This window comes from Phenylobacterium sp. (genome assembly GCF_041691455.1).
GTDB lineage: Bacteria > Pseudomonadota > Alphaproteobacteria > Caulobacterales > Caulobacteraceae > Phenylobacterium.
In genome coordinates this window covers 482710-507146 of the sequence record NZ_JBEPUO010000002.1, presented here as the reverse complement: position 1 = coordinate 507146, position 24437 = coordinate 482710, and the positions used below count along the sequence as shown (strand labels likewise).

Below are 24437 nucleotides of genomic sequence, written 5' to 3'. Positions count from 1 at the left end.
TTCCACGGCCGAACGATCCCCCTATGTCTGAGAAATCGCTAGACGACCTTGCCAAGGCGATGCGTGACATCGATATCACGATCCTAAGCACTATCTCGGAGACAGGGGCGATTTGCGGCCGGCCAATGAGCAACAACCGCGACGTCGATTTTGACGGTAACTCATACTACTTCACAAGCAGCGAGGGGGAGATCGCGACCCAGATCGCCGCCAACCCTCAGGTAGGCCTAGGCCTGCAGGGCCACCACGGTCTCTACATCGCGGTAACCGGCCACGCCGCGCTCATCCGCGACAAAGCGGCATTCTCCGAGCACTGGACTAAGAGTCTCGACAAGTGGTTCGAGCACGGCATTGAGACCCCAGGCCTCGTCCTAGTGCATGTCAAGGCCGACAGCGTCCAGTTTTGGGATGGTCGTGACACTGGCGAGTTCAACGGTCCACAGCCGCACCCGTCCAACCCCCATTTCAAGTGGACGTTCTTTTGATCCGAACGCGTGGCGCTGCAATCCGCTTCAGAACCGGGCGGGTAGGCGGGCGAGCCGGCTATCAGCCATCGAGTATCTGCGACCAGGCGTTGATAGCGACCTGATGGGCGTCACTCTGGATCAGATCGCCATGCGACAGTACGATCTGCTGAAAATTCCACGCCAAAATGCGCCGAAGGGATATTGCCGCAGCCTGCCGGTCGCTCCAGCCCATCTGATATTCCGGCGCGGGACGGGGATTGTTCCACATGCGGAATACGTACTGGAACCAGAACTTCAATGCCCCTCCGATATGCGGCGTGGCGTCGGTGAAATTCTCGATTAAGTCGACCAAGATCAACGTTCGGCTGGCTCGGTGAAACATCGCAACCTCGCGCATGATGCGCGCGCCTTGCACGAGCGCCTGGCCAATCTCATCATCCCAGTCCGGGGGCGCCACGTCGCCGAGGACGCCGTCGTATTTCAGGCCAGGGCGCTTGCGCTCGACGCCGGGGCAGATCCAGGTCTTCGCGCTTGGGAACGCGGCTTGCGCTGTGGCTGCGTACAGGTAGTGAAATTTCCGGGACGAGGATATGGGCGACGGGACCCAACGCCGCTATCTCTTCGGCCATCGCCGCCGTGATTTCGCAGGGTGAGTGCAGGATCAGTTTGCCGGAGGCGAGGCGGATCACTGTCATTCGCGCTTCGAACCGGGTGCCCGCCATTCGAACGGAATATGGGCAAAGCCAAATCTGATCTGCGACATAGGGCGTGAGCGGCATCGCGGTCTCGGCGACACCGGCAAGGTCACGGTCCCCCCTCATATCAGGGACGGCAACTGGTCGCGAACCGCCTCGGAATCCCGACATTCGAGGTTGCCGCGCATTGCACCAAACCGCGCGCTGTTGACCCTTCAGTCCAGCTCCCGGTGCATTCGCCCTTAGCACTATTTTCGATATTGCTTATTTGAATCAATTTGTTTGTACCCGCCTGGGCGATCCAGGACACCCGTCCAATATCAGGCGATGGTCCTTGGGCCTGCGCCCGCGACGCGGACCAGGCTCAACCACGAACTGGGCACGTGCGGCCCCTTCTCATCCGACATCCACCCGCGGGCGCAAAGCCGCTCTCCCTGAAGAGCAGCGATGAAACAGCGATCCTCTGACTTGGGATCCACTTCGTCAGCCGGACTTAATACTCCGGATAGTAGTAATTATTGCGACCGCGGCATGCACGCACGTGGTCGCCACGCTCATTGCTCACCCATCGGCAGTCATGTTGGCGATACCAGTTGTCATCCCGCCTACCCCGGTAACCGCTGTAGCTGTTGTATTCGGCGGTCTGATCGCGCGTCCAATAGGGCTGACCGTTGTCGCAGTTGATACTCGATCGGGCGATGTTGGAGCCGACGGCGGCGCCAGCGGCCGCTCCTATGATCGTACCCCCGGTCTTACCCCCACCCGACGATACAGCGTTGCCCACCAGACCGCCGGCGATCGCGCCAAGGGCTATCCCGGCAACGTTGCGGTTCTGCTTTTCGCTTTGGCACTGATCGGCGTAGTAGCGATAGCCTGCGTAATTCGGATTGTCATCGCCGTTGGAAACTATCCTGGGGTCGGGACCATAATTGTTCTCCGCGCATCCCGCGAGCGTCATGGACGTTGCGAGGAGAGCGAGGGCCAAGGTGGCGCTTGCGGCTTTGGTTTTCATGTGGGTCTCCTGGGGCACCCGCGGAAACCCATTCCGCATAGCTTTGTTCCGATTGCCGCCGGCCTGATGGCGGCAGACGTCCTTCCCGCTGATGCAGGAGTTCCCTCAGCGCCCGAAGCAAGATGTACCGCTGCTCGCACCGGCGATTTGCGGATCCCCAAGGCGCGCTCCTTAGGTCCCCTGTGCATCGGGTGCGGCGGTCAGTTCGCGACCTGACCTGAAGAGCTTGGCGCGGAGGTTCGTAAAACTGCAACGCTGGATGTGCGCGCTACGGCGGTGCCGGTGCTTTTGGCCACCCAATGGAGTCTTCATGGCCGCGGAAGTTGCGCAGCCACCACCCCCAGTCTTCCGGCACCAGAGAGAAGGGCTCCGGGACTCCGAGCTCCCGGGCGGCCCAGACAGGCCAGTGCGGGTTGGACAGCGCCGGGCGGCCCAGCAGCACCAGGTCGATCATCTCGTCGCGGATCATTCGGTCGGCCGTGGCCGGCAGGCCGAGGTTCCAGCTGACACCCACGGGGATGCCGATTTCGCGGCGGACGCGCGAGGCGCGCTCGACCATGAAGCCGAGCTCGTTGAACGGCCGCGTCTGCAAGTGCGGCGTATTTAGACCAAGGCTCAGGTCGGCGAGGTCGAGGCCGTGATCCTTCATCACCCGCACCGCGGTCATGGCGTCCTCGAACTGGACGCCCTCTGCGTGCAGGTCGTCGGAACCTAGGCGCATGGAGAGCGGGAACCGCTCGGGCCAAACGGCGCGGACCGCGTCCAGCGCTTCGAGGTGGAACCGAAGGCGGTTCTCAAGCGAGCCGCCGTATTGATCGGTCCGGGCGTTGGCCAAGGGCGAGAAGAAGCTCGCGCCCAGGTAGCCATGAGCGAAGTGCAGCTCAAGCCACTCAAATCCAGCGACCACGGCGCGTTTCGCGGCCCGGGCGTAGGCCCGATGGATCTCCTTGATCTCGTCTATGCTCAGGGCATGGACCGGATAGGGCGACTTGGCGCCATAGGGGATCGCCGAGGGACCGACGACCTGCCAGCCATCCGGGTGGTCGGGCGGCAGCTGGGCGCCGCCTTCCCAGGGCTTCAGCTCGCTGCCTTTTCGCCCGGTGTGGCCAAGCTGGATGGCCGGGACCGCACCCATGTCCTTGATGATCGAGGTCACCCTCTTGAGGCCCTCGATCTGCGCATCGTCATAGATGCCGCCGCAACTGACGCTGGTGCGGCCCTGCGCGGTGATCGCCAACTGTTCTGGGAAAACCAGTCCGAAGCCGCCGGCTGCGCGGGAGCCGAGCAGCATCACATGGAAGTCGTTCATCAGTCCGTCCCGCGACCGGTACATGGTCATCGGTGACATCACGATGCGATTGCGCAGGGTGACACCCTTGAGCGTGTAGGGACTGAAAAGGTCCGGCATTTGCAGCTCCAGGAGCGTGGCGCGGGAGCCTCGCCAACTTCTGCCTATCGTCGGGTTGCCGAGGTGGCCAGCGGGTTTTGCGAGGTTCAACGGCGAGAGGTGGCAACCCCCACATCTACCCTGGCGGCTTCGTAGATCGAGCGGGTCACCTTGCGCTCCGGCGTGTTCGGGAAGCACCGGCTCTGGAGCGCATAGGTGTCGCAGTCGGCTTTGGTCGCGCACGGCGTCCATGCTGATGCCTACGAATGGCATTGCACTCTCTCCGCGCGCGCCTTCGTCGCCCGCTCGAAGCACGAGTTCATCGAGGTGAGGTTCGAGCGGCCCCTTCTGGACCCTGCGCGGCTTGAACCGCCCGCGCTTCGGCCGCGGTCGGATTAGGCCCTATCGCGGGACGAGCATGCCGAATAGACGACACTCATGACCGCATCGACGCGGAGCGACGCGCCGACCGGGCGCGGGCCGGTCCACTGGATGTGCGTAGGGAGAAGCAGGCATGCGATCGAGATTCGCGATGCGATCGGCCGCTGCGGCGGCCTTCGCCTGGATGGGGGTGGTCAGCGCCCAGGCTGAGGCCGCGCCTCGGGCTCATATCGATACAGGGGTCGTCGTCGGCCTCGAGCGTGGCCCAGCCGAGGTATTCCTCGGCATACCCTACGCCGCGCCGCCGACAGGGCCCTTGCGCTGGAAGCCGCCGGCGCCTGCCGCCAGTTGGGCCTCGGAGCGGCCGGCGACCGCCCCGCCGCCCGCCTGCCCGCAGAAGGTGAACGCCAACGGTACAGGCAATGTCGGCGGTTATGCGGGACCGATCAGCGAGGACTGCCTGACCCTCGATGTCACGGCGCCCAAGGGCGCCAAGCGTGCGCCGGTGATGGTTTGGATCTATGGCGGGGGGAACATTGGCGGGGCCACCAACCTGACCAGCCTGGACGGTCGGAACTTCGCTCGCGACGGGGTCGTGCTGGTGGCGATGAACTATCGGCTCGGGCCCTTCGGGTTTTTCGCCCATCCGGCCCTGACGGCCGAGGCCGCCGCCGGCCAGCCGCTCGGTTCCTACGGCCTGATGGACCAGATCGCAGCCCTCAAATGGGTAAAGCGAAACATCGCGGCCTTCGGCGGCGACCCCTCGAATGTCACGATCTTTGGGGAGTCGGCGGGCGGCATCGACGTCCTGGCGCTGCTCAATGCGCCGTCGGCGAGAGGTCTCTACAAGAAGGCGATCGTCGAGTCCGGCGCGGGCTGGGATGCGCCCATCACCCTTGCCCAGGCGGAGGCCAAGGGCGCCGCTGTCGCCGGCAAACTCGGCCTTTCCAGCGCGAGCGCCACCGCCCTCGAGCTTCGCGCCCTACCGATGGACAAGTTGCTGGGTACGATCACCGAGATGTCGTTCCCGATCGTCGATGGACGGCTGTTGAAAGAGGGAACCGCGCAGGGTTTCGCCCGCGGCCACGCCAACCCCGTGCCCTTGATCATCGGCTCCAACAGCGATGAGGCGACGCTGATGAGCGCCTTCGGCCTGAACGCCAAGGCGGTCGTCACCCAGGCATCTGCGGCGATGCGGACAGCCTATGCGTCGGACGCCGCGACCGAGTCCAACCAAGGTCGGATGATGTTCAACGACCAGAACATGGGCGCGCCGGCGCGATGGATCGCGCGCAAGCAATCGATGAAGGCGCCAGCCTGGCTCTACTACTTCTCCTATGTCCCCGAACGGCAGAGGTCGGCGAGGCCGGGCGCCGCCCATGCCTCGGAGATCGTGTTCGCGTTCGATTCCATCGACGCCATTCCAGGCCGCACACCGTTGATCACGCCGGGCGAACGCGCGCAGGCGACGCTGATGCATTCCTGCTGGGTGGGGTTCGCCAAGACCGGGCGGCCGACCTGCGGGGGACAGCCGTGGCCGGCCTATAATCCGGCTTCAGACCAACTTCTGGAGTTCGGCGAACCCGCGGGGGTCCGTGCCCATTTCCGCAAGCCGCAGCTCGACGCACAGGAGGCGGCTGCGGCGGCGATCATCGGCGCAAAGTAGCTCGCTCCGCGGTGATCAGTTTATGGATCCGCGTGCACGGAGCGGCGCTTTAGGCCTCCGCCAACGCCTTGACCGCGGAAGGGACCTTCCGCGGTTTCGCCTTCCGCACGTTGATCGCCGCCGCGTCCAACGTGTTGGCGATGTGGGAAGCGTAGAATTTCTCGATCATCTCCACGCTCGTGCGACAGTTCTTCGCGATTTGATAGATGTCCGCCCCCTCCATCAGCCGCATGCTGATGTAGGTGTGGCGTAGGCTATAGGCCGTCCGGGCGTTGCCTTCCCGATCCTTTTTGAGGTCGAGCTCGCCGAGGACGGCGTTGAGGAGCTCGCGCTGCACCGGCCCGAAAATCAGGTCCTCAGGCTTGGGGCTGTTGCGCTTGCGCAGCCGCTGGAACGGCAGCACCGCGCCGGTCATGGATTTGCAGTAGCCGACCCCGCGCTTGCCGCGGACCACGATCTCCAGGATGCGCTCGTTGGTCGCCTCGTCCAGGATGATCGTCACGTCCCGGTACTGCAGGTTGGACGCCTCGTCGGGCCGCAGACCGGTGTTGGCCATGAACAGCACCCAGTCATGGAACTGCTCGCACTCCCAGCGCCACCGCTCGTTCAAAGGATTGCGGGCCCGCTCCCGGGTCGCCTGGTAGAAACGCTTGTACTCGTCGGGCGCAAACCAGGCCCGGTGCGAGACCTTGCCGTTGGTCTTGTAAGGCGCCGACATGTCCGGAACCGCGGCGATCCAGCCCTTGCGGTTCGCGGTCTTCATCACCTGGCGCAGGGTGACGATTTCCTGATGTAGGGTCGCCCGGGCCGGGCGCTTGAACGTGCGGCGCTGGCGGCCGATCTTGCTGCGCCATCCGGTCTCTTGATCCGGCGGCGCGGTCACGCGGGAGACGCGGTACTCCGAGATCAAACCGGACGTGACCTCAGTGACCGGCAGCTTGCCGAAGAACGGCAGCAGGTAGAGCCGCAGGTGCCGCTCCTTGCCATCCACATACTCCTCGTTGCGCTCGCCGAGCGTCATGACCCGAAACTCCGCCATGAACAGCTCGGCCGCCTCGCGGAAGGTCGGTCCCGTCGCGGCGTCCTTCTTGGGCTTGCGGCGACGCTTTTGAGTCCGGCGCGTCTACCAATTCCACCACTCGGGCACGCTGAGGCCCCTATAGCGGCGAGCGGGCGCTTCGCCAACTTCGGCCTTGGCCTTGCGCATCGACATCGGCGTTCGTAACTGATAATCAATCGCAACTAAGCGTCTGGTCCGAGTTCAACGCCATGCATGACATGCTCGCCGAGCCTGCGAAGGCCGCGGCCGCCGAGACGGCGGCGCCGGACGGCCAGCCCGTGCGGCTAAGCGCGGCCCGGCCCGGCGACCGCGGCGTGATCGTCGACGTGCGGGCCGAGAGCCATCCCGGCGACCATGGCGTAGCGGTCGACGAGCTGCAGCGCCGGCTGCTGGAGTTCGGCTTCGTCGAGGGCGCGCGGGTCGAAGTCCTGCATGAGGGCGCGATCTGGCGCGACCCGATCGCGGTGCGGCTCGACGACATGCGCATCGGCCTGCGCCGCCGCGACGCCGAGGACGTCTGGGTCCTGCTGGACGCCAAATGAGCGACGCAGCCCTGCCGGGCGCCCGCCTGCCCACCGCGAGGGTGGCGCTGGTCGGCAATCCCAACTCCGGCAAGACCGCCCTCTTCAACGCGCTGACCGGCAGCCGCCAGAAGGTCGCCAACTACGCCGGCGTCACCGTCGAGCGGAAGGAGGGCCAGGTCGCCACCTCCAGCGGCCGGTCGCTGTCGATCCTCGACCTGCCCGGGACCTATTCCCTGCGCGCCCGCAGCCCCGACGAGGTAGTCACCCGCGACGCGGTGCTGGGCAAGCTGGCCGGCGAACAGGCGCCCGACGTCCTGGTCTGCGTGGCCGACGCCACGAACCTGCGCCTGGTGCTGCGGCTGATCCTGGAGCTGAAGGCGGTGGGCCGGCCGATGGTGCTGGCGCTCAACATGTACGACATTGCCCAGCGCCAGGGCCTGCGCATCGACCTTGAGGGCCTGGCGCGCGACATCGGCTGCCCGATCGTCACCACGGTCGCCACCCGCAAGCGCGGCATCGAGGATCTGGTGGCCCAGGTCGAGGCGCTGGTCGCCGCCGGCGCGATCGGCGCCGACAACACCTGGCGCGAACCGGACGCCGGCCAGATCCGCGACGCCCACCGCGAGGCCCAGCGGATCCTGCGGGCCAACGTCCGCGCCGCCGAGCGGCCCGACACCTTCACCGGCAAGGTGGACTCCGTGCTGCTGCACCCGGTCGCGGGCCTGGCGATCCTCTTCACCCTGCTCTTTGTGATGTTCCAGGCGGTCTTCACCTGGTCGAAGGCGGCGGGCGACCTGCTGGGCGAGGGCTTCTCGGCGACCGGCGCCTTCCTCGCCGCCCACCTGCCGCCCGGCATCCTGACCAGCTTCCTGACCGACGGGCTGATCTCCGGCGTCGGCTCGGTGCTGGTGTTCCTGCCGCAGATCCTGGTGCTGTTCTTCTTCATCATCCTCCTGGAGGACTTCGGGTACATGGCCCGCGCGGCCTTCCTGATGGACCGGATCATGGGCGGGGCGGGCCTGCACGGCCGGGCCTTCATCCCGCTGCTGTCGAGCTTCGCCTGCGCGATCCCGGGGATCATGTCGACGCGGGTGATCGACAACAAACGCGACCGGCTGACCACCATCATGGTCGCGCCGCTGATGACCTGCTCGGCCAGGATCCCGGTCTACACCCTGATCATCTCGGCCTTCATTCCCAACCGCCAGGTGCTGGGCGTCCTCAGCCTGCCGGGCCTCGTCATGTTCGGGCTCTACGCCGCCGGCATCGTCAGCGCGCTCGGGGTCTCGTTCATCACCCGGCGGCTCTTCTGGCGCGGCGCGGTCGAGCCCTTCCTGATGGAACTGCCGGCCTACAAGCTGCCGGACGCCGTCAATGTGACGCGCAGCCTCTATATACGCGGCAAGATCTTCATCACCCGGGCCGGCACGATCATCCTGCCGATGATGATCCTGGTCTGGTTCTTCTCGTCCTTCCCCGGCGCGCCGGCCGGGGCGACGGACCCGGCGATCAACTACAGCCTGGCCGGGCGGATCGGCCACCTGATCCAGCCGCTGCTCGCGCCGATCGGTTTCAACTGGCAGATGACCGTGGCGCTGATCCCCGGCTTCGCTGCGCGCGAGGTCGCGGTTGCGGCGCTGGGCACCGTCTACGCCATCGGCAATGCGGACGCCGCCCCCGGCGCGCTCGCCACCACGCTCTCGCACCACTGGTCGATCGCCACCGGCCTCTCGTTCCTGGCCTGGTACGTCTTCGCCCCGCAGTGCGCCTCGACCATCGGGGTGGTGAAGCGCGAGACCAATTCCTGGCTCTGGCCGGCGGTGATGCTGGTCTACATGACAACCCTCGCCTACCTCGCAGCCCTGGTCGTCTACCAGACCGCGCGGGCCTTCGGACTGGGCTGAATCCGGGCTTTTCGGGACGACACCGGAAGTTGCGAATTAACCTAGAATTCAACCTACCCTTTAACTGGGCGCTAAATGAGATGGGCGCAGGTTGCGCTGGTGATGCAGAAAACACACGAAACCTCCTCCGACGCAGCCCACGGCAAGAAGCCCGCTCGCGGGACTCAAACCCTGGCCAAGCGTGTTCGCGAGGCTCTCCTTTCGCTCGGCGGCGAAGCGCACCGCGCGATGGTGATTGAATCCGTGGCCAAGAAGCTTGGTCACGATGTCCGGCAGATCCCCGAAGACCTCGAGGTGGCCGTCATCCTCTCCTTCGAGGAGAACTGGCGCGACGAGCGCAGGCGAGCCGCCTACGGCTTCCACCTGCCGTTCGGCGAGGGTTCGCATCGCTGGGGCGTGCTCAAGGAACCGGCCTACCTCCACTAGGAGGTGCGCGTCAGGACTGAGCGTCCCCCGCGAGCTGCCCCGCCGCCGATTGCAGGCGCGTGAGCAGACGCTTCAGCAGCGCGACCTCGTCGGGCGCAAGGCCCGCGATCAGCGCCGCCTCATAGGCCAACGCCAACGGCGCGATCTCGGCGTGCAGCCCAGCGCCTTCCGGCGTCAGCGCCAGGACGTGGCTTCGCCCGTCCGCCTGGTGGTCCGAGCGGGCCACCAGATGCCGCTTCAGGAGCCCCTGGGCCGCGCGGCTCACCGTCACCTTGTCCATCACCGTGCGGGCCACCAGCTGGCCCTGGGTCAGGCCGTCGCCCTCGGCCAGCACGCAGATCAATCGCCATTGCGGAACGCTCAGGCCGAAACGGTCCTGGTAGGCGCGCGCGATCAGGCCGGAGACGGCGTTGGAAGCGACCGACAGGCGGTAGGGCAGATAGGCGTCGAGCCTGAGCTCAGCCTCGCTCATACCGCGACCACCGCCTGTTCTATGGCCCCGAAGATCGAGTGGCGCTTGGCGTCGCGCATCTCGATGCGCACGGTGTCCCCCGCCGCCAGGAACGGGGTCTTGGGCGCGCCCGACGCGAGGGTCTCGATGGTGCGGATCTCCGCCAGGCAGGAATAGCCGACGCCGCCGTCGGCCACCGGCTTGCCGGGCCCGCCGTCCGGGCCGCGGTTGGAGACCGTGCCGGAGCCGACGATGGAGCCGGCCGACAGCGCCCGGGTCTTCGCCGCGTGGGCGATCAGGGTCCCGAAATCGAAGGTCATGTCGACGGCCGCGTCGGCCTCGCCCAAGGACTTGCCGTTGAGTTCGACGGAGAGCGCGCCCGAGAGCTTGCCGTCCTTCCAGCCCGGCAGGTCGTCCGGCGTGACGGCCACCGGCGAGAAGGCCGAGGCGGGCTTCGACTGGAAGAAGCCGAAGCTCTTGGCCAGTTCTCCCGGGATCAGGTTGCGCAGCGAGACGTCGTTGCAGAGCATCACCAGCCGCACCGCGGCCAGCGCCTGCTCGCGGGTGGCGCCCTGCGGCACGTCGCCGGTGATCACCGCCACCTCGCCCTCCAGGTCGAGACCCCAGGCAGGGTCGGCCAGCGGGATCGGATCGCGCGGCGCCAGGAAGCCGTCGGAGCCGCCCTGGTACATCAGGGGATCGGTCCAGAAGCTCTCGGGCATCTCGGCGCCCCGGGCCTGACGGACCAGGGCCACGTGGTTCACATAGGCCGAGCCGTCGGCCCACTGGTAGGCGCGTGGCAGGGGGCTCGCGGCCTGGTGCTCGTGGAAGCGTTCCTGCGGCACGGCGCCATGCTCAAGGCTTTCGGCGAGACCCCGAAGCGCCGGCGCGCAGCCTTCCCAATGGTCGAGCGCCGCCTGCAGGGTGGGCGCGATGTGATGGGCCTCGGTGAACCAGGCGAGGTCGTTGGAGACCACCACCAGCCGCCCGTCACGGCCGCCCTTCAGGGACGCAAGCTTCATCGGAATTCCTTCTTCAGGCCGCAGCCCCGTCTTCACGCAAGGGTTTGGCGGAGGGTTCGGTTCAGCGTAACGCCTTCTTCGTAGGCGTGGGCCTCGTAAACGGTGACCTCGACACGAATATCGCCGCCTGCCTCGCCGTCCCACAGATAGCTGCGCTCGAAGGTGACCTCGCGGCCGGCGGGCGTGAAGCCCTCGAAGTTGTCGCCCCAGGGCGTGTGGGCCGAGAGCTCCTTCCAGCCCAGGGTGCAGGCGCGCTCCAGCTCCTCGCGGGCGGCCTCCTCCAGGTCGGTCTCGAAGCTCAAGCCTGGGCCTTCCAGCTGTCGACATAGGCGGGGTTCTCGACCGAGGCGGCGGCCTCGCCCACCTCAAGCGGATCGCGGGTGTCGATCATCACGGCGTATTCGTCGGTGGCCGGCTTGGGCTGGGAGAGCATGTTCTTCAGCGCCTTGGGATGCGGCCCGTGAGTGAAGCCGGAGGGATGGAAGGTCATCATCCCGGCCTCGATGTGGTCGCGGCTGAAGAAGTCGCCGGCGTGGTAGAACAGCACCTCGTCGAAGTCGTCGTTGTTGTGGAAGAACGGCACCTTCAACGCGCCGGGATCGGTCTCGAACGGGCGCGGGGCGAAGGTGCAGACCACGAAGCGGTCGCTCAGGAAGGTCGTGTGGACCGACGGCGGCAGGTGGTAGCGGTGGCTGGAGACCGGCCGCAGGTCCTTCACGTTCAGCCGCACCGGGGCGAGGTCGCCGTGCCAGCCGACGGCGTCCAGCGGATTATAGGGATAGGTGACCGTTGAGACCTCGCCGCGCTTCTTGATCTCCACGCGGTATTCGCCGGTCTCGTTCTGGTGGGCCTTGAAGGCCTCGTCGATGGCGGGCGTCTCCAGCATGGCCGGATCGAAGAGCGCGTGGCCGCCGAGCAGGCCTTTGTCCGGCAGGCCGAAGTGGGTGTTGGTGGCCTGGATCATCAGGACGGCGGTGGGCTCGGCCGGGGTCAGCCGCCACATGGTGCCGCGCGGCAGGTAGAGATAGTCGCCGGCGCTGTAGGCCAGGCGCCCGTAGTCGCAGAAGAGGTCGCCCGCGCCTGCGTGGATGAACAGCAGCTGGTCGCCGTCGGCGTTGCGGGCGAGCGCCCGCATGGCCGAGGCCAGCTTCCAGAAGCGGATCTCGACGGCGGGATTGTAGAGCACCTTGCCGGCCGCCCAGGGGCTGGGCTCGGCGGCGTTCAGCGCATTGAGGTCGAAGGCGCGAGGGCGAAGCGGGCCCTCGAAGTTCACCCAGCCGGTCGGCGGGCGCCTGTGATGGATGAAGGCGGCGGGGCCGAAGAAGCCCTCCTTGGAGATTTCCCGCTCATAGGTGCCGGCGGGCATGTCGGCGTGGGCCTGGCGCGAGTGCACGCCTTGCGCGCCGCGGACGGGGATCCAGTTACGAGACGCCATCAGGGTTCGTCCTTGTAGATCGCCACCGCCAACGGCTGACCGTCGGCGATGCGGGCACGGTACATGCCCGAGGTGTTGAAGCTCCAGGCCATTTGTCCGTCCGGAGCGACGGCGATCACCCCGCCCTGCCCGCCGAGCGCGGTGAGGTCGGTCTGGATGACCTGGTCGACGGCGGCCTGCAGCGAGAGTCCCTTCAGCTCGACGAGCGCGCAGATCTCGCGGGCCACCGAGAGCCGGATGAAGTACTCGCCCTCGCCGGTGCCAGAGACCGCGGCGGAGCGGTTGGAGGCATAGGTGCCGGCGCCGATCAGCGGACTGTCGCCGACCCGGCCCCAGCGCTTGCCGGTGGTGCCGCCGGTGGAGGTGCCGGCCGCCACATTGGCGCGGACGTCGCGGGCCACGACGCCGACCGTGCCGCGCTTGCCCTCGTCGTGGGCGAGCGCGGCGTGGCTCTCGTCGCGCGAGGCGCCGTCGGGACGCGGCGGGACGGCAAGCCCATCGCGCGCGAGCTGCTTTTCTAGCGCCCGCCAGCGGCGTTCGACGAAGAAGTACGACGGCTCGACGCGCGCCAGGCCCTCGGTCGCCGCGAAGGCGTCCGCGCCGGTCCCCATCAGGAGCACGTGCGGCGAGCGCTCCATGACCGCGCGCGCCGCGGAGATCGGATTGCGCACCCGGGTGACGCCGGCGACCGCGCCCGCCTCGAGCGTCGCCCCGTCCATGATCGCGGCGTCGAGCTCGATGCGGCCGTCGGCGGTGAAGACCGCGCCGCGCCCGGCGTTGAACAGCGGGTCGTCTTCCAGGACGTGGATCGCCGCCTCGACGGCGTCGAGCGCCGCGCCCGAGGCCTTGAGCACCGCGGCGCCCGCCTCGGCGGCCCGCGCCAGGACCGCGCGATAGGCCCTGTCCTGCTCCGGCTTCAGGTCGGCGCGGTCGATGACGCCCGACCCGCCGTGCAGGACCAGCGACCAGGCGGATGCGGACATCAGGCGTCCTTCGCCGGCAGCACTCCGCGGCGGATCTGGTCGAGTTCGATGGATTCGAAGAGCGCCTTGAAGTTGCCCTCGCCGAAGCCCTCGTTGCCCTTGCGCTGGATCAGTTCGAAGAAGATCGGGCCGATCATGTTCTCGGTGAAGATCTGCAGGAGCAGGCCCTGGCCCTCGGTGGGCGCGCCGTCGAGCAGGATCTTGTCGGCCTGCAACCGCTGCAGGTTCTCGCCATGCTCCGGGACCCGGGCGTCCAGGAGCTCGTAGTAGCTGTCGATCGTGTCCTGGAATTTCACGCCCTGCTCGCGCATCGTCTCGACGGAGGCGAAGATGTCGGCGGTCCCCAGGGCCACGTGCTGGATGCCCTCGCCGTGGTAATCGCGCAGGAATTCCTCGATCTGGGAATGGTCGTCCTGGCTCTCGTTCAGCGGGATGCGGATCTTGCCGCAGGGGCTGGTCATGGCCTTGGAGATCAGCGCGGTCTGGGCGCCCTCGATGTCGAAATAGCGGATTTCCCGGAAGTTGAAGATGCGCTCGTAGAAGTCGGCCCACTTGGCCATGTTGCCGCGGAAGACGTTGTGGGTCAGGTGGTCGAGATAGGTCAGGCCCTTGCCGTTCTTCGCCATGGCCTCGGCCGCGCCGGGGATCGGCACGAAGTCGACGTCGTAGATCTCCTGGGCGCCGTAGCGGTCGACCAGATAGAGGTTCGAGCCGCCGATCCCTTCGATCGCCGGGATGTTCAGCTCCATGGGGCCGACCGGGCCGGTGACGGCCTTGGCGCCGCGCTCGACGGCGAGCTTGAGCGCCTTGGCGGCGTCCTTGACGCGGAACGCCATGGCGTTGGCCGAGGGGCCGTGCACCTGGCGGAAGTCGGCCGGCTGGCCCGAGGCTTCCATGTTGAGCAGGAAGTTGATGTCGCCCTGGCGGAAGCGCAGCACGTTCTTCGAACGGTGCTTGGAGACCGCCGTGAAGCCCATCAGCTCGAAGAGACCCTTCAGCCGTGCCGGCTCGGGCGAGGTGAACTCGACGAACTCGAAGCCGTCGGTGCCCAGCGGGTTCTCGAAAAGGTCTCGGCCTTGGGCCTTCACGTCGACGGTCATGCGGCTGTCTCCTGTCTGGAGCGGGTTGGTATCATCTGTAACTAGTTCGCGGTAGCCGGAAGACAAGGTTTGTCGCGCCTGATAGCTCAACGCGGCAACATTCTCTGGGATAGTCGATGCTTCGCAAGACCTATGACTGGGTGATGGGCTTCGCCGCCTCGCCGCGCGCGCCGCTGGCGTTGGGCGCGATCGCCTTTTGCGAAGGGTTGTTCTTCCCGATCCCGCCGGACGTCCTGCTGATGCCGGTGGTGCTCGGCGACCGCCGCCGGGCGCTGCGCTATGCGCTGCTGACCACGGTCTGCTCGATCGCCGGCGGATCATGCGGCTACGCTGTGGGCTTCTTCCTGCAGCCGGTGGGCGAGTGGCTCCTGTCCCTGACCGGCGGCAGCTATGCCTCGTTCCACGCCTGGTATTCCCAGTGGGGCGCCCTGCTGATCGCCGTGCCGATCCCCTACAAGATCACCGCCATCGCCTCGGGGATGGCCAAGCTCGACTTCGGCCTCTTCATCGGCGTCTCGATCCTGGTGCGGGGCCTCAGGTTCTCGCTGGAAGCCGTGTTGCTGAAGATCTACGGCGAGCCGATCCGCGCCTTCGTCGAGAAGCGCCTGGCCCTGGTGGCCAGCGCCGCGGCGGTCGTGGTCGTCGCCCTGCTCATGGCGTTGAAGTTCGCTCACTAGGCCTCGCGCGGCGAGCCGGGCTATAGAGGCGCTCATGCAGACGATCCTGCGACCGATCCTCGACCGCTGGCGGCTTTTCGCGCTGCTGGCCTCCGGCGCCATGCTGGCCATCGCCCACGCCTTCCAGACCTTTGGGGGGCTGGCGCCCTGCGAGCTTTGTCTGAAGCAGCGGACGGTCTATTGGGCGGCCGGCGCCTTCGCGGCCGTCGCCATGGTCGTCGTCCGGACGGCGGGCGGTCCGCGCTGGCGCGAGCCCACCTGCTGGGCGCTCGGCCTGTTCTTCCTGGTGGGCGCGGGCGTCGCCGGCTACCACGCGGGCGTCGAGTGGAAGTTCTGGCCGGGGCCGCAGAGTTGCTCCGGCGGCGGACGGGTGACCGCCGCGGCGCTGCGCGAGCTGCTGAACGGCGGCGGGGTGAAGATGCCGGCCTGCGACCAGCCGGCCTGGAAGCTCGCCGGCCTTTCCATGGCGGGCTGGAACACCGTGGCCTCGCTGATCCTGGCGGCGCTGAGCGCGGCCGCGGCGCTGCGCGAACGGAGCAAGGCGTGAGCGCCAAGCCGGTCCCGCCGCGTCCAGGCCGCGGCGCGCTCGCCGCCCGGATGGCGGAGATCCTGCGCGTCGACCACGCGGGCGAAATGGCCGCCGTCGCCATCTATCGCGGCCAGCGCACGGTGTTGGGAGGCGCGGCGGGCCACGAACGGATCGCCGGCCAGCTCGCCGAGATGGAGGAGCAGGAGGGCCAGCACCTCGCCCGCTTCGACCGGCTGCTCACCGAGCGCCAGGTGCGGCCGACGGCGATGGCGCCGGTCTGGCGGATGGCCGCCTTCGCGCTCGGCGCAGGGACCGCCCTGATGGGCGACAAGGCCGCCCACGCCTGCACCGAGGCGGTCGAGACCGTCATCGAGGAGCACTACGCCCACCAGGTCGCCGAGCTCGCCGAGCACGACCCGGACCTCGCCGCGGAGCTGTCGAAGTTCCGCGACGAGGAGCTGGCCCACCGCGACCTGGCCGTCGAGGAGGGGGCCCGCGAGGCGCCCGGCTACGCCCTGCTGTCGGCGGTGATCCGCACCGGCTGCCGCGCGGCGATCAAGATCAGCGAGAAGCTCTAGGCCGCCGCCGGGAACCGCGCCGCGCCCGCCTCAAGCGGCAGGTCGAGCGCGTTGGCCAGGTAGGACACCGTCCGGTAGAAGCCGCAGAGCAGGATGATCTCCAGCATCTGCTCGTCGTCGAAATGCACGCGCAAGGCCTCGAACTCGGCTTGCGAGAGCGTCGAGCGCGCGTGCAGGCCATCCACCGCGGCGAGCAGCGCCCGTTCCGCCGGGCTCCAATCCGCCGTCACCTCCCCCGCCGCCGTCGCGGCCACCTCCTGGGGCGTCAGGCCCGCGGCTTCGGCGAACAGCGCGACGTGCACGCCCCACTCGTATTCGCAGCCGTTGAGCGCGCTGGTACGGTCGATGACGATCTCCCGCTCGCGCAGGCTGAGCGGGCCCTTGTCCAGCAGCGACCCCGCCCGGAACCGGGCCCACGCCCGCTCGCTGACCGCCAGGGTTCGGAACAGCGCGAGCGGCGGCGCACCGCGCATGACCCGGTCGAAGCTCGCCTGGACCTCCGGCGCATAGGGGTCGTTCAAGGGCTCGATACGGGGCATGGCGACGCTCCTTTTGCTACTAATTATGTAGCAATTACGCCGAACGCAAGTCCGCAACGCGGTAGCGTCGCCGTGCGGTTGCGGGCCGCCGCCGATACAGCCGCAGCGGCGTAGCGCCGATCGATAAGTTCTGTTTTTGTTCTTGTTGGCGATTCAGGACGAGGCGAACATGGCGGACGGCGCATCCTATCGGAGCCTTGCGGCCTGGCCGGCTTGGCCCCGGCTCAACCAGGCGCTGGCGGCGCGATCGAGCCTGTGGGCGATCTGCCGCTGCGGGCGCGAGGCGGCGATCGATCCCAGGCCCTGGGTGAGCCAGGGACTCGGCCGTCAGGCGACGGCCCACCTGGAGACACGGCTACGCTGCCTGTGCGGGTCGCGCCGCGCCAGGCTGGAGATCCGCGGTCTCGCCGAGGCGCCGCGGGGCGCCACGGGCGGGATCTACGTCTTCCGCTAGGCCGCCGCGGTTTCCGTGAACATCGGGCTCGAGCGGAAGATCGCCTGCTCCTCCTCGGTCATGTCGACCGGCACGTCGGCGAACAGCGGGGTTGAGAGATAGCGTTCGCCGGTGTCGGGCAGCATGGCCAGGATGTTGGTCCCCTTCGGCGCGTCGGCGGCGATCTTCAGCGCGCCGGCGAAGGTCGCGCCGGAGGTGATGCCCACGAAGATGCCTTCCTTGGTGGCCAGCTCCTGGCTGAGCCGGATCGCTTCCGGACCCGGGATCGGCAGGATCTGGTCGGCCAGGCCCAGGTCGACGGCGTCGCCGGTGAGCTTGGGGATGAAGTCCGGCGTCCAGCCCTGCATCGGGTGCGGTTTCCAGGCCGGATGGCCGGCGGCCGGCGTGCCGTCCGGATTGCGCGCCTGGGGCTCGCCCGATGCGAGGAGTTGGGCGTCCTGCGGCTCGCAGACGACGATCCGGGTCTTGGGGCTCTTCTCGCGCAGCACGCGCCCCACGCCCTTCAGGGTGCCGCCCGTGCCGTAGCCAGTCACCCAGTAGTCGAGCTGCTCGCCCTCGAAGTCGCGCAGGATCTCCTGGGCCGTGGTCTTGGAGTGGATGTCCGGGTTGGCCTCGTTCTCGAACTGGCGGGTCATGAACCAGCCGTGGGTCTTGGCCAGCTCGATGGTCTTCTCGACCATGCCCGTGGCGCGCAGCGCGGCCGGCGTCAGCACCACCTTGGCGCCCAGGAAACGCATCAGCCGCCGGCGCTCGATGGAGAAGCTCTCGGCCATGGTGACGACCAGTGGATAGCCCTTGGCCGCGCAGACCATGGCCAGGCCGATGCCGGTGTTGCCGCTGGTGGCCTCGATCACCGTCTGGCCGGGCTTGAGAGCCCCGGACTTCTCGGCCGCCTCGATGACGCCCAGCGCCAGGCGGTCCTTGACCGAGCCCAGCGGGTTGAAGGCCTCGACCTTGACGTAGAGGTTCACGCCGGCCGGCGCGAGGCGGTTGATCCGCACGACCGGGGTGTTCCCGACGGTGCCCAGAATGCTGTCGTATCGTGCCATGTGGCGTCCCTCTCGTTCGGCCGCGGACTGGAAGCCAGGGCCGGCGAGGAGTCAATTCAGCAGAACATGGGTCATTTGGACATTCTCTGGGGTCGCGCCGCGCGACGGCCGGCGGTCGCCATGTCGCGGCGGGCGCCTAACGTCCGCCGCCGCCGGTGATTTCCTTGATCAGGCCCTGGACCGGGGCCTTGCCGCCCGCACCCCAAACCACCTTGAGGAAGGCCAGGGTGCGCCCGGCGGCGTCCTCGAATTTCCACTCGCAGTCGTCGATGCGGCAGTCCGTGAAGGTCGGCGGCTCGCCGCCGGAATAGACCAGGCGGCAGTCGCGGAACTCGCAGGACGAAAAGGTCTCCCCGTCCAGGACAACGGTCTCGTGGTTGTAGATAGCGCCGTCGGCCATGCCTCAGGCCTGGTCGTCGTCGGACGGCGTGGCGGGCGCGCCGCCCTCGGCCTGGGCGCGGTCGCGCTCACGCTGCTCGGCCTTGGCCCGCGCCTTTTCGGCGACCTTGGCGGCCTTCAGCCGTTCGCGCTCCATGCGCTCGAAGGGGTAGTTGGGCTTACGCGCCATGGGTCTGGTCTCCGTCGGGGGTAAGGCGGGGCGCGAGCCGAGCCGGCGAGCAGGCGTCTTACACCGAAACCGCGGCCGGGCGCATCAGCCTCGTGGATCGCGCCGCGTCCGGCTGGCCGTCGCCATAAAGAAAGACGGCTCCCCCGCCGGGGAGCGGGGGAGCCGTTGGCGGCGCCGCGGGAGACTGGGGGGTTAGTCCGACGGAGCCGTTCTTGACGTGCGGGCGGCGGGGCTGGGGGGAGGAGATCCGCCGCTGCACAACGCCAAATTGGTCCCCGTCCTGGGCGCGAGTAGGGCCGGTTCGTGTCGCTGGCGTCTCCAAATGGAGGTCAAGTCGAGGCGTGCGGAAATATGGCGCAGCCGGCTCCCGGATGGCCTTGCCGGCCTCCTAAGCGATGCGGCGATTACGACCTGAGGCGCCGTCCGCCGGAAAGCTGCCTCATTTCCGCTGTGAAACGCCTCAAATGGGATGACTCGCGCTGAGTGATCCGGGGCGCGGGGGCGTTCTTTCGCTGATGGGAAATCCATGGAGCTCGGTCGAAACGCCAAGGGGGCGCGGCCTTCGGAAGTGATGCAGTCCCAGCAGGATGTGATCCGGCAGCAGGACGAACTGATCGAGGTGCTGAAAGGCGCCCTGGCCGCGGCCGGGATGGCCACGGTTCCCGCCCACGCCCGCTGGATGAGCGCGCTGTCGCCCCAAGAGCGTGCGCTGTTCGGCGTGCTCTACGCCAGATATCCGCGGCCGGTTCCCCGGGAGGTGATCCTGGAATTCCTGCCCGGGCACGACCATGTCCGGGAGCGCCAACTGCAGGTCGTCGACGTCCTGGTGCACAAGCTGCGCAAGAAGCTCGGCGTCGACGCCGTGGTCACCGAGAGGGGCGCGGGATTCCGCTTCGGCGCCACCTTCTATGAACAGACGCCCAAGACCCGGGTCGAGCCGAGCCCCGGCGCTGCCGTGGCGCCCGAGCGCGCCAGCTTCGAGGACAAGCGGCCCGGCCTGCCGCTCGCCAAGGCGACCTCCGTCAGCTGACCGCTATGCGGCTTCGTAGAGCGCCTGGGCCGCGGCCAGATCCTGCACGATGTGGCCCAGGGATTTGTAGATCGTGACCTGATCCGTGGACTGGCGGCCTTCGAGCGCCCCGTCCAGCACCTGGCCGATCTCCCCCACCACATGGTCGTCGCCGATCAGGCCCGCGGCCTTGGCGCGCAGGAATTCCGCGCCCTGCGCCAGCACGCCTTCGCGGCTGTCGGCGATGAAGCGGGCGCGCACCACCAGATCGCTGTCAGCCTCGACCGGCCCGGCGAAGCTGGAGCCCACGAGATTGACATGCGTCCCCGGCCGGACCCAGCGGCCCAGCAGCACCGGCTCGGCCGAGTTGGTCACTGTGCAAATGATGTCGGCCTCTGCGACCGCCGCCTCGGCGGACGCGCAGGCCGTGACCGACAGGCCGAGTTCGGCGCCGAGCCGTTCGGCGAAGGCCTGGGCGCGTTCCGGCGCGCGGCCCCAGACTGCGATGGCGTCGAGCGCGCGCACCTTGGCGATCGCGCGGGCGTGGGTCAGGGCCTGTTCGCCGTAGCCCAGCAGGGCCAGGCGCCGCGCGTCGGGGCGCGCCAGGACGTCGGTCGCCACGGCGCTGGCGGCAGCGGTTCGGATCGCGGTGACCTCGCCGGCATGGATGACGCAGACCGGCGCGCCGCCCTCCCCGTCGAACAGCACCACGAGGCCCTGGTGGGACGAGCCGCCCTTTTCGAAATTCTCCGGAAAGACGCTGATCACCTTGGCGCCGAACATCGCGCGTTCGCCGAGCGCGCCGGGCATGACCCCGAAGAGCCGGCCGCCGCCCAGGGGGATGATCGCGCGCAGCAGCTGGCGGGTCTCGCCGCGGGAGAGCGCGATCATCGCCTGCCGGACCAGCGGCATGCAGACCTCGTAGGTCAGGCGCGCGCGGACCTCGTCGCGGTCGATCATCCTCATGCGGCGGCCTCCAGCGGGGCGCGCGGCGGTCCACATTCCGGGCCGACGCGATATAGCTGCGGGCTATGACCGACGCCGCCGCTGCGATCAACCTTGCCTGGACGCTCTCCACCGAGGGCCGCCATGAGGCCGCCGAGCCCGCCTGGCGGCGCGCCGCGGAACTCGATCCGCGCAACGCCGCGGTCTGGGGGAACCTCGGCGCGACGCTCGCCAAGCTGCAGCGAGCGGATGAGGCCGAGGGCTGCTTCCGCAAGGTCCTGGAGATCGACCCGGGCGACATCCCCGCCCTGCGCAACCTCACCGTCATCCTGCGCGGCCAGGGCCGGCTCGACGACGCGCGCGAACTCTTCGCCGCCGCCAGGGGCCGGGGCCTGCCGGCGGATCTCGTCGCGCCCGCCGAGCTGGCGCTACGTGTGGTCAACCGCTCCCGCGCCGAGATCGCCGAGGAACGCGCCGCCTACGCCGAGGGCCTGAGGAACCTCAGGGCCCTGCCCGGTCCCCTGGTCTATGACGGCGAGCCGTTCGGGCTGCAGGCCTTCTACCTGGCCTATCATGCCCTCGACGACCGGCCGCTGATGGAGGAGACGGCTTCGACCTTCCGGGCGAAGATCGCGGGCCTCGACCATGCCTCCCCGAACGCGACCGCGCCGCGCGGCGACGGCAGGATCCGCGTCGCCTTCGTCTCCGACAACCTCAACAACCACACCATCGGCCACCTCTACCGGGGGATCGTCCGTCATCTGGACCGCGCCCGCTTCGAGGTCGCGGTTGTGCACGGCGCCTATTCGCGGCGCGACGCCTTTCGCGACAGCGTCGATGCGGCGGCTGACGAGGCGGTGGTGCTGCGGCCCGGCCTGGCGGCCCAGCGCGCGCAGATCGCGGCCCTCAGGCCCGACATCGTCTTCTATCCGGACATCGGCATGTCGGCGCCGAGCTACTTCCTGGCCCATTCGCGGCTTGCGCCCGTGCAGGCGACGGCGTGGGGCCACCCGGACACCACCGGGCTTTCGAGCCTCGACTACTTCATCTCCACCGAGTTGTTCGAGCCCGCGGGCGGGGCGGCGCACTACACCGAGCAACTGGCGACGATCCCCCGGATTCCCTGCTGCTTCGACCCGCCCGAACCGCCGCCGGCCGTCTCCCGCGAGGCCGCCGGCCTGCCGGCGACCGGAACCCTCTACGGCTGCCCGCAGACCCTCTTCAAGCTGCACCCGGACTTCGACGCCGTGCTGGCCGCGATCGCCCAGGGGGACCCCGAGGGCCACATCGTCCTGCCGGCGGCCGACCAGCCGGGCTGGACGGCGGCCGTCGAGGCCCGCTGGCGCGAGACCTTCCCGATCCTGCTCGAGCGCGTGCGCTGGACGCCCAGGATCGAGCCGGAAGCGTTCCTGGCCCAGCTCGCGCATTTCGACGTGCTGCTCGATCCGCTGCATTTCGGCAGCGGCTACACCTTCTACCTGGCGATGACCCATGGCGTACCGATGGTCACCTGGCCGGGCGAGTTCGCCCGCGGCCGGGTGGTCGCCGGCGCCTACCGGCAAATGGGCGTCGGCCAGGAGCTCGTCGCGGCCAGCCCGGCCGACTACGCGGGCCTGGCGCTCAAGCTGGGGCGCGACCCCGGCCGCCGCGCGAAGCTACGGACGGAGCTGCATCGGGCAGCGCGGGATCATCTGTTCTCCGACCTCGCGGCCGTGGAGCAGCTCGGCGACCTCTTCGCCGCCGCCGTCGAGGCCGCCCGGCGCGGCGAACGGCTCGCGCCCGCCGGGCCCGGGTGTGGTTGAAATTCAACCGGGGTCTGGTGAAGCTGCTCGCGGGACCGGGAATCGTCGTCGCCGTGGTGATCGCCGCGCTCGGCCTCGCCACCGACGTCAGGCCCCCCGGCCTGCTGGCGGGATGGCTCGTGGCGGGCCTCACCGACTATACCTGGACGTGGACCCGCCCGCGCCCGCCCGCCGCCGAAGGAGCCTGAAGATGCGCGCCCTGTTGATCGCCACCGCCCTGCTCACCGCCACCGCCGCCAACCGGGCCATGGCCGCGCCGGAGTTCTTCCCGCCCGCCAATCCCAAGAGCCCCTTCTCGGAAGCCGTGAAAGCCGGCGACCTGCTGATCGCCTCCGGCCAGCTCGGCGTACGGCCCGGTCAGCCCGCCAGCTTCGAGGACGAGGCCCGCCATGCCATGGAGAACGTCGCCGCCGTGCTCGGCCGCCACGGGGCTTCGATGAACGACGTGGTGAAGTGTACGGTGCTGCTGACCGACATGGGCAAGTTCGCGGCCTTCAACGAGGTCTATGTGAGCTTCTTCAAGCCCGGCCGGCTGCCGGCCCGCACCGCCATGGGCGTCGGCGCGCTTGCCGCCGGCGCCGCTGTCGAGGTGGAGTGCTGGGCCTACGTCGGGGCGCGCTAGGACCCGACGATCACGGAGGGAACCATGTCCGACAAGCTTCGACTTCTGGCCCTGGCCCTGCTGATCGCCGCCTTTGCGCCGGCCGCGGCCACCGGCGCCAGGCCGGCCAAGGCCGAGCCCTCGCCCGTCAAGTATGAGTGCCCCGACGGCTATCGGGTGAAAGAGGGGCTGAACCTCGACTTCGCGCACAAGGGCGAGAAGCGGGCCTTCGTCGTCGTCCCGCCCGTCGCCGCCAAGGGGCCCGCGCCGGTGTGGGTCCCGCTGACCGGCACCGTGGAGTCCACCAACGCCAACCTCACCGTGGCGCGTAGCGGGGCCAACGGGCTGATGGCGCAGAAGGGCTTCATGGTGATCGGGCCGGTGCGCAACTGCTCCAGGCAGGATCCCGCCGACTTCAGCCAGGCCTGCAACGGCCCCGGCAAGGACGGCTGGAACTGGATGCCCTGGCGCGAGGGTCGCGCGGGCGGTCCAGCGGGTGAGGCCTGGAAGACCGACGCCGGGCCCGACGTCAGCTTCCTGGAAGCGGCCGTGAAATGCGTCGGGACCAGGTGGCCGCTGGACAGCCGCCGGCTCTACGTCGGCGGCATCTCGTCAGGCGGCACGCTGACCAACCGCTCCCTTACCTTCGCCTCGGACTTCTGGGCGGGCGGCATGCCGATCTCCGGCGAGTGGTATGTGAGCAAGGACGACGGTTCGGCGCTGTCGTTCGAAGCGGCCCGGCAAGCCGTGGCCGACGCCCCCGCCAAGATCCACCAGGGCCGGGTCGGGCCCTATCCCCTGAAGGCGGCGCTGGGGCCGATGATCGTCATCACCGTCTGGGGCGGTGAGAAGGACATGTGGAATTGCGGCCCGCCGATCGGGCTCTGCTCGGACTACCGGCCGACCACCCAGGCCGCGTCGAACTACTTCTCCTCGATGAAGAACCTCGTGCATGTCGCCTGCTCGGCCACCCACGGCCACATGTGGCCGCAGGTGAACACCCAGGCCTTCAACCTGTGGGCGCTCACCACGCTGGCGTCCTATCCCAAGGGGTCGAAGCCGGCGGACTTCCGCCTGACGCCGCCGCCGGAGGGCTACCGCTGCAAGCTCGGGCCGTTCTCGGATCACTATCCGGCGCCGGCGGCCGACTGACGCCGGAAGACGCGCCGTCCG

General features: G+C 68.5%; 29 protein-coding genes. 14 read left to right on the top strand and 15 right to left on the bottom strand.

Translation table 11 applies throughout. The annotated features are described in order from the left end of the window. The first annotated feature begins 23 nt into the window (after window positions 1-23). Window positions 24-485: a pyridoxamine 5'-phosphate oxidase family protein gene (locus ACESMY_RS06185; RefSeq protein ID WP_372783270.1), complete on the top strand. Its 462-nt coding sequence runs from the start codon at window positions 24-26 to the stop codon at window positions 483-485. 61 nt (window positions 486-546) lie between these two features. On the opposite strand, the gene ACESMY_RS06180 is transcribed toward ACESMY_RS06185, so the two are convergent. The 3 genes from ACESMY_RS06180 to ACESMY_RS06170 all read right to left on the bottom strand — a co-directional run bounded on the left by ACESMY_RS06180 (window position 547) and on the right by ACESMY_RS06170 (window position 3582). Continuing rightward, window positions 547-924: a hypothetical protein gene (locus ACESMY_RS06180; RefSeq protein ID WP_372783268.1), complete on the bottom strand. Its 378-nt coding sequence runs from the start codon at window positions 922-924 to the stop codon at window positions 547-549. Window positions 925-1655: 731 nt separating this feature from the next. Next, window positions 1656-2174, bottom strand: a complete 519-nt coding sequence (locus ACESMY_RS06175) for a glycine zipper 2TM domain-containing protein (RefSeq protein WP_372783266.1) — start codon at window positions 2172-2174, stop codon at window positions 1656-1658. Between the two features lie 268 nt (window positions 2175-2442). Then, window positions 2443-3582 carry an NADH:flavin oxidoreductase/NADH oxidase gene (locus tag ACESMY_RS06170; RefSeq protein ID WP_372783264.1) on the bottom strand — a complete coding sequence of 380 codons (1140 nt, stop codon included), beginning with the start codon at window positions 3580-3582 and terminating at the stop codon, window positions 2443-2445. A 493-nt stretch (window positions 3583-4075) separates the two neighbouring features. Between ACESMY_RS06170 and ACESMY_RS06165 the strand changes: the two genes are divergently transcribed. Further along, window positions 4076-5608, top strand: a complete 1533-nt coding sequence (locus ACESMY_RS06165) for a carboxylesterase/lipase family protein (RefSeq protein WP_372783262.1) — start codon at window positions 4076-4078, stop codon at window positions 5606-5608. A gap of 49 nt (window positions 5609-5657) precedes the next feature. On the opposite strand, the gene ACESMY_RS06160 is transcribed toward ACESMY_RS06165, so the two are convergent. After that, window positions 5658-6647: a site-specific integrase gene (locus ACESMY_RS06160; RefSeq protein WP_372783260.1), complete on the bottom strand. Its 990-nt coding sequence runs from the start codon at window positions 6645-6647 to the stop codon at window positions 5658-5660. 230 nt (window positions 6648-6877) lie between these two features. Between ACESMY_RS06160 and ACESMY_RS06155 the strand changes: the two genes are divergently transcribed. The 3 genes from ACESMY_RS06155 (at window position 6878) to ACESMY_RS06145 (ending at window position 9522) form a co-directional block, all read left to right on the top strand. Continuing rightward, complete coding sequence (locus ACESMY_RS06155; RefSeq protein WP_372783258.1) at window positions 6878-7210, top strand: ferrous iron transport protein A; 333 nt, start codon at window positions 6878-6880, stop codon at window positions 7208-7210. Next, window positions 7207-9096 (top strand): ferrous iron transporter B, encoded by a 1890-nt coding sequence (locus ACESMY_RS06150; RefSeq protein ID WP_372783256.1) that lies wholly within the window; start codon window positions 7207-7209, stop codon window positions 9094-9096. Before ACESMY_RS06155 ends, ACESMY_RS06150 begins: the two co-directional genes overlap by 4 nt. 75 nt (window positions 9097-9171) lie before the next feature. Then, on the top strand, window positions 9172-9522 hold the full coding sequence (locus tag ACESMY_RS06145) for a hypothetical protein (RefSeq protein ID WP_372783254.1): 351 nt from the start codon (window positions 9172-9174) through the stop codon (window positions 9520-9522). 10 nt (window positions 9523-9532) lie between these two features. Here the strand turns inward: ACESMY_RS06145 and ACESMY_RS06140 are convergent, their stop codons facing one another. From ACESMY_RS06140 to hppD, 6 genes are read right to left on the bottom strand one after another with little or no spacing between them, the layout of a single operon-like run. Further along, the gene (locus ACESMY_RS06140) at window positions 9533-9994 is read right to left on the bottom strand and encodes a MarR family winged helix-turn-helix transcriptional regulator (protein WP_372783252.1); all 462 of its coding nucleotides are present in this window, start codon (window positions 9992-9994) and stop codon (window positions 9533-9535) included. After that, window positions 9991-10995, bottom strand: a complete 1005-nt coding sequence (locus ACESMY_RS06135) for a fumarylacetoacetate hydrolase family protein (protein WP_372783250.1) — start codon at window positions 10993-10995, stop codon at window positions 9991-9993. Before ACESMY_RS06135 ends, ACESMY_RS06140 begins: the two co-directional genes overlap by 4 nt. A 32-nt stretch (window positions 10996-11027) precedes the next feature. Then, a complete protein-coding gene (locus tag ACESMY_RS06130; RefSeq protein ID WP_372783248.1) occupies window positions 11028-11297 on the bottom strand; it encodes a hypothetical protein in 270 nt (89 codons plus the stop codon). Beyond that, complete coding sequence (locus ACESMY_RS06125) at window positions 11294-12430, bottom strand: homogentisate 1,2-dioxygenase (protein WP_372783247.1); 1137 nt, start codon at window positions 12428-12430, stop codon at window positions 11294-11296. Before ACESMY_RS06125 ends, ACESMY_RS06130 begins: the two co-directional genes overlap by 4 nt. Continuing rightward, entirely contained in the window at window positions 12430-13413 is a 984-nt protein-coding gene (locus ACESMY_RS06120; protein ID WP_372783245.1) for an isoaspartyl peptidase/L-asparaginase family protein, read from the bottom strand. Before ACESMY_RS06120 ends, ACESMY_RS06125 begins: the two co-directional genes overlap by 1 nt. Continuing rightward, complete coding sequence (gene hppD / locus ACESMY_RS06115; protein WP_372783243.1) at window positions 13413-14513, bottom strand: 4-hydroxyphenylpyruvate dioxygenase; 1101 nt, start codon at window positions 14511-14513, stop codon at window positions 13413-13415. Before hppD ends, ACESMY_RS06120 begins: the two co-directional genes overlap by 1 nt. A 116-nt stretch (window positions 14514-14629) precedes the next feature. Here hppD and ACESMY_RS06110 point away from each other — a divergent pair, with 116 nt between their 5' ends. Genes ACESMY_RS06110 through ACESMY_RS06100 form a run of 3 tightly spaced genes read left to right on the top strand, consistent with a single transcriptional unit; the run spans window position 14630 to window position 16297 of the window. After that, window positions 14630-15190, top strand: a complete 561-nt coding sequence (locus ACESMY_RS06110) for a YqaA family protein (RefSeq protein WP_372783241.1) — start codon at window positions 14630-14632, stop codon at window positions 15188-15190. Between the two features lie 34 nt (window positions 15191-15224). Beyond that, window positions 15225-15737 carry a disulfide bond formation protein B gene (locus ACESMY_RS06105; protein ID WP_372783239.1) on the top strand — a complete coding sequence of 171 codons (513 nt, stop codon included), beginning with the start codon at window positions 15225-15227 and terminating at the stop codon, window positions 15735-15737. Window positions 15738-15787: 50 nt separating this feature from the next. Then, window positions 15788-16297, top strand: a complete 510-nt coding sequence (locus ACESMY_RS06100; RefSeq protein WP_372783404.1) for a demethoxyubiquinone hydroxylase family protein — start codon at window positions 15788-15790, stop codon at window positions 16295-16297. Here ACESMY_RS06100 and ACESMY_RS06095 read toward each other — a convergent pair. Next, the gene (locus tag ACESMY_RS06095; RefSeq protein ID WP_372783237.1) at window positions 16294-16836 is read right to left on the bottom strand and encodes a carboxymuconolactone decarboxylase family protein; all 543 of its coding nucleotides are present in this window, start codon (window positions 16834-16836) and stop codon (window positions 16294-16296) included. The two genes, ACESMY_RS06100 and ACESMY_RS06095, sit on opposite strands and share 4 nt — an antisense overlap. Before the next feature lie 169 nt (window positions 16837-17005). On the opposite strand from ACESMY_RS06095, the gene ACESMY_RS06090 reads away from it, so the two are divergent. Then, complete coding sequence (locus ACESMY_RS06090) at window positions 17006-17290, top strand: hypothetical protein (protein ID WP_372783235.1); 285 nt, start codon at window positions 17006-17008, stop codon at window positions 17288-17290. On the opposite strand, the gene cysK is transcribed toward ACESMY_RS06090, so the two are convergent. The 3 genes from cysK to ACESMY_RS06075 all read right to left on the bottom strand — a co-directional run bounded on the left by cysK (window position 17287) and on the right by ACESMY_RS06075 (window position 18907). Continuing rightward, window positions 17287-18339, bottom strand: coding sequence for a cysteine synthase A (cysK, locus tag ACESMY_RS06085; protein WP_372783233.1), 1053 nt, complete (start codon window positions 18337-18339; stop codon window positions 17287-17289). The two genes, ACESMY_RS06090 and cysK, sit on opposite strands and share 4 nt — an antisense overlap. 136 nt (window positions 18340-18475) lie before the next feature. Next, a complete protein-coding gene (locus ACESMY_RS06080) occupies window positions 18476-18739 on the bottom strand; it encodes a hypothetical protein (protein WP_372783231.1) in 264 nt (87 codons plus the stop codon). A 3-nt stretch (window positions 18740-18742) separates the two neighbouring features. Next, the gene (locus ACESMY_RS06075; RefSeq protein ID WP_372783229.1) at window positions 18743-18907 is read right to left on the bottom strand and encodes a hypothetical protein; all 165 of its coding nucleotides are present in this window, start codon (window positions 18905-18907) and stop codon (window positions 18743-18745) included. A gap of 526 nt (window positions 18908-19433) precedes the next feature. Here ACESMY_RS06075 and ACESMY_RS06070 point away from each other — a divergent pair. Further along, window positions 19434-19937, top strand: a complete 504-nt coding sequence (locus tag ACESMY_RS06070) for a winged helix-turn-helix domain-containing protein (protein ID WP_372783228.1) — start codon at window positions 19434-19436, stop codon at window positions 19935-19937. A gap of 3 nt (window positions 19938-19940) precedes the next feature. Here ACESMY_RS06070 and ACESMY_RS06065 read toward each other — a convergent pair whose 3' ends face one another. Next, complete coding sequence (locus ACESMY_RS06065) at window positions 19941-20882, bottom strand: ornithine cyclodeaminase family protein (protein WP_372783226.1); 942 nt, start codon at window positions 20880-20882, stop codon at window positions 19941-19943. Window positions 20883-20947: 65 nt separating this feature from the next. Here ACESMY_RS06065 and ACESMY_RS06060 point away from each other — a divergent pair, with 65 nt between their 5' ends. From ACESMY_RS06060 to ACESMY_RS06045, 4 genes are read left to right on the top strand one after another with little or no spacing between them, the layout of a single operon-like run. Continuing rightward, the gene (locus tag ACESMY_RS06060; protein WP_372783224.1) at window positions 20948-22663 is read left to right on the top strand and encodes a tetratricopeptide repeat protein; all 1716 of its coding nucleotides are present in this window, start codon (window positions 20948-20950) and stop codon (window positions 22661-22663) included. Continuing rightward, entirely contained in the window at window positions 22660-22851 is a 192-nt protein-coding gene (locus ACESMY_RS06055; RefSeq protein WP_372783222.1) for a hypothetical protein, read from the top strand. Before ACESMY_RS06060 ends, ACESMY_RS06055 begins: the two co-directional genes overlap by 4 nt. A 2-nt stretch (window positions 22852-22853) precedes the next feature. Then, a complete protein-coding gene (locus ACESMY_RS06050; RefSeq protein ID WP_372783220.1) occupies window positions 22854-23285 on the top strand; it encodes a RidA family protein in 432 nt (143 codons plus the stop codon). A 24-nt stretch (window positions 23286-23309) separates the two neighbouring features. Next, the gene (locus tag ACESMY_RS06045; RefSeq protein ID WP_372783218.1) at window positions 23310-24416 is read left to right on the top strand and encodes a hypothetical protein; all 1107 of its coding nucleotides are present in this window, start codon (window positions 23310-23312) and stop codon (window positions 24414-24416) included. Window positions 24417-24437: the final 21 nt, after the last annotated feature.